General features: G+C 57.2%; 3 protein-coding genes and 2 pseudogenes. All 5 read right to left on the bottom strand.

The features are described from left to right. A pseudogene (locus E8A46_RS20645) lies at nt 1-334 on the bottom strand (hypothetical protein); the annotation flags it as partial. Between the two features lie 189 nt (nt 335-523). Continuing rightward, nucleotides 524-712: a hypothetical protein gene (locus E8A46_RS20650; protein WP_291565208.1), complete on the bottom strand. Its 189-nt coding sequence runs from the start codon at nt 710-712 to the stop codon at nt 524-526. A gap of 881 nt (nt 713-1593) precedes the next feature. Continuing rightward, nucleotides 1594-2010 (bottom strand): annotated as a pseudogene (locus tag E8A46_RS20655) (recombinase family protein); the annotation flags it as partial. Nucleotides 2011-2322: 312 nt separating this feature from the next. Then, nucleotides 2323-2562 (bottom strand): hypothetical protein, encoded by a 240-nt coding sequence (locus E8A46_RS20660; protein ID WP_291565210.1) that lies wholly within the window; start codon nt 2560-2562, stop codon nt 2323-2325. 426 nt (nt 2563-2988) lie between these two features. Next, the coding region (locus E8A46_RS20665; protein ID WP_291565213.1) for a DUF2142 domain-containing protein at nt 2989-4074 on the bottom strand (1086 nt) is incomplete at its 5' end.

Consider the following 4074-nt stretch of genomic DNA (forward strand, 5'->3'; position numbering starts at 1 on the left):
GCTCTTCCAATGTGGTGTACTTGACGGGGTTGCGCCACTCGCCCCATGCCTCCGGATAGTCGATCAGGGCGTACTCGTTGATCTCGATAATCCAGCGCTGCATGCCCTTTTTATCATATCCATGGGGCTTAAGTCCGCTGATGCGGCCGACCAAGAACGCCGTTCCGTGAGGCTCATGATCGTGGAAATCAACGTCTCGCGCGTTACGGATGCAGACCAGGAATTCCCGGCGGCGGGCCTGCTTTTCCGCCACGACCCAAGAAGCCGATCCACCGACCTCCAGGATCTCGTCGCGGCTATTGGCTGTGAAAACGGCGATGGCAGAATGCGGCACGGCGAAATCCCTAAGTGGTCTGATAAGACCTATTTAGGTCAACCAACGCCATATGGCAACCAGGATGCCGGGTTTGGGCGGCGGGCCTGTCTTGGAAAAATCGACCGCGGTCGGGCCTCACCGGTCGCAATGTCCCAGGATCATCTTGGCGAGTTAGTTGACGTCTCTAGTACGTTGGGGGCTGGTCGATCATAGTCCTAGCGCCAGCCGCATTTGGCCCGCGCTAGTGATCGCAAAGTCGTCCGTGATTTGTTGAATGTAGCCGAGCTCAAGCAGCCGGTCGCTAAAGTTCTTCGGTATGGGCCGGTTTCTGCCCTCATCGACTTGCTCAAGAGCGTCAAATTCGGCGGCATTAAGAAATTCATTAAGGCGTGTCATTGATCCAATATGCGCCACGGATCGCGTGCTTTCCAGCGCGCAACTCTGCCACCATCAAACCATCCCACTATCCAGTTCTGGGTTCGCGGCAACCGGGAGAGCTACTCTGCCAGCCCGGTTTCCGGCGTCCCAGTTCGGGTGACTGCTCGCTCGCTGTTGACCGGGAAGCGCGCTCCCTGTTCTTCCCTGATATTGAATTGTCGTGATATTCAAGAAATGCCCGTGCTGCAGCGCTGTTTGATATTCCTGGCCGCTGGATCGCTGTTTTTTTTGAAAAAGACCCTGATATTGGCCAAATAACAGGGAGACGGGTTCGTATCTGACTGCGCACACCACCATCTAAGTCATTGAAGCCTCAAAGCCTTTTAGCGCCGTCGGTCCCATCCGAAACTTAGAGAACTCAACTGGTCCCAATCTGGTCCCAGTCGGAGATTCTTGATGGCCAATATCCGCAAGCACAGAAATAAATGGCAGGTCCGAATTAGACGGACGGGCCTTCGAGCCCTGTCAAAGACATTCACCCTGCGTAAGGACGCGATGGAGTGGGCACGGCAGATGGAGGTGCAGGCGGACCGGCACGATCTCCCGGCTGATCCCAAGGCGCTACAGCGTATTACCCTGGGGGAACTCGTCGAACGTTACCGGGACACGGTTAGCGTCACGAAGAGAGGATACGAACGAGAGCGTGTTTCCCTAACGGCATTTCTGCGCCACTCGATCTGCGCGAAACGTCTGTCCGACCTGCGAACCGAAGATTTCGGCGTTTATCCGCTACGGCCCACGAGCGCGCCTTTGGCGCGTTTGGTAGGGAATAGATCAATCCGCAGTTCTTCGTCGTTCAGCCTCACGCGTTTGCGTGCGGCACTACAGATCTTGTAAGGCATATCCTGCTCGCGGAGGTCTCGCACCAGTGCGTTGACGCCGCCGAGTTCGAGATAGCGTCGGTAGATCAGGCGGACCCGCTCTGCTTCGTCCTCAACGACGGCAATCTTGTCGTCCTTCATGTGATAACCGAGGGGGAGGGGACCGCCGACCCACAGGCCCTTTCTTTTAGAGGCAGCAATTTTGTCGCGGATGCGCTCGGAAGTGACCTCCCTCTCGAACTGGGCGAAGGACAGAAGCACGTTGAGCGTCAGCCGGCCCATCGAAGTCGTGGTATTGAACTGCTGGGTGACCGAGACGAACGACACGCCATGTGCATCGAACAGTTCCACCAGCTTAGCGAAGTCGGCCAGCGATCGCGTCAGGCGATCGACCTTGTAGACGACAATAACATCAAGCTTCCGAGAGCGGATATCCAAACGCGATTTGTGGATACATTCGATCTCGAACGGCGGCCGCTGCGCGCGCTGGAGCTGGCTTTCGAAAGAGCAGAAGCGCCCGGTTCAATTGGAAGATCCCGATCGACGTCCCTGAGGCCTAACGTTCACGACTCTTTGGCGAAGCGCTCTTTTTAGCTTTCCCGGATCGTGTGTTTCGCATCCCCAGACGACCACCGGACGCCAGCCCAACGCTTTCAGGCTCTCGGCGTGTTCGTCATCACGCTGTTTGTTGCGAAGGAGTTTTGGGACCCAATACCCGGTGTTCGATTTCGGAACCCGGGCCCGTTTTCAATGCTCATGGGAATGCCAGAAACAGCCGTTTACGAACAATGCCACGGCTCGTCCGGGGAAAACCATGTCGGGCGTGCCCGGGAGGTCAGTCCGATGAAGCCGAAATCGCAAACCTAGGGCATGCGCCGCTTTCCGAACTAGGATCTCCGGGCCCGTGTGCTTGGAAGAAACGCGCGACATCGTCCACGAGCGGTGTCTCGTGACCTCCGACGAGATTGCTGTTTTTCCTTCTGCCATTGGTCGGTCAGGGGCCAATCATTTTTAGATATGATCGGAGATATAATCGCAATTCTAGGTATTGCGATGAGCTTTTACTGGCTAAGAATGAGCAGAAACCTTATCAGTCGGCCTGGAGGCATGTTCCATAACATTCGATTTGCGCATTTTATGTCCGTTGTTGAGGTAAGAGCTGACCTCAATCGCGCCTGGCGCCAGGTCAGCTTTTGACCCAGGCTGTGTGAAAACTCCGACGTCGAACTTTCGCGTAGAACGTTTGTCTCGATGACGTTGAATAAGAAAAGAACCACTCTGGCAGGCGCCGTCAAAAGAAGAAAAGAGAGAAAACAATTCCGCGCGTTCTCCGCGCGTGGACGTTTTCACACAGCCTGGACCCGGAGCGGACCTAAGGGACGAGTGCTGCACATGTCCGCCCCCTGGCCCACATCACCAGTGCGCTTTCAGCACCGCGTCCACGGACGTCACTCCCGCAATCATTGAGCCGGTAATCGCGACCAGCGCGGGCACGCCGCGCGGTAATTCGAGGTTGATCAGCGAGGCCATGAAGATCGCAGCCATGGGCAGGACGATGACGAAGTAACGTCCTTGAACGCCCAAGACATGGGGCGAAGCGACAGGCGTGTAAGTGATGAAAAAAATCAGATAGACCAACACAAAGTAGCTGAGGACGGCAAAGCCTGTCACGATCGCCACGCGCGCACGCGTTCCACCCAGCGGCAGTTTTTGCAGCGGGACAAGCAGGAGGAGGGCCGTGAGCACGATATAAGTCCAGGGCCGAAGCACAATGTCCTGCCAGCCCAGGATGCCAATGAGTTCCGGCCACAGCGGGGCGCCCCATTCGCGCAGAGCCGTCCATGTCGCCAGCGGGAAATGAAATGGATGCTCCCACATGTAAGCGAGTTTCCACAACGGATCAAACTGCTCTACTGGATAGTCGTGTCCCTCGCGGACACGCCACGCCGCTACATCCGCTGAGACTCCGATCACCCACAGCGGCGACAGGATAACGCCCGGCAGTACGACGATCGCAATGGTCTTCCACCGGCGCACGAGCTCCCTGAGCCGGCCGGACATCAACTCCAACAGCACGAAAACAATCTGCGGCTGCTTGCCGAGTACACATACCGTCATCCATAGCGAGCGCTCCCAGACGCGCCCGTCGGAGGGCTTCCATGCGGCTCTGAAGCAGAGTGCGGTGATCACCAGCGCATAGCTGAGCGCGGCACCGTCCGCGCTAAGAACAACGCGGTTATAGAGCGATACCGGCAGCATCGCGATCAACACGAACGCCCATTGGAGGGTCGGAGTGACCGCGATGGCGTAGGCCGTTACCGCCGTGAAAAAGACCAAGCCGAGGAAGCGCATCAGGAACAGCAATTCGGGCAAGTCGAGGCCGAGCAGACGTCCGATGGCTGCCGCGAGGATATAAGGAGCATAGGCGACCGGACTGTAGCCTTCTGTGCCGGCAAACGGCGCGAACACAGGCGTTTGTGCGGCCTCATCATCTCTCGC

The organism is Bradyrhizobium sp., from assembly GCF_004799445.1.
In the GTDB taxonomy this organism is placed as follows: Bacteria; Pseudomonadota; Alphaproteobacteria; order Rhizobiales; family Xanthobacteraceae; genus Bradyrhizobium.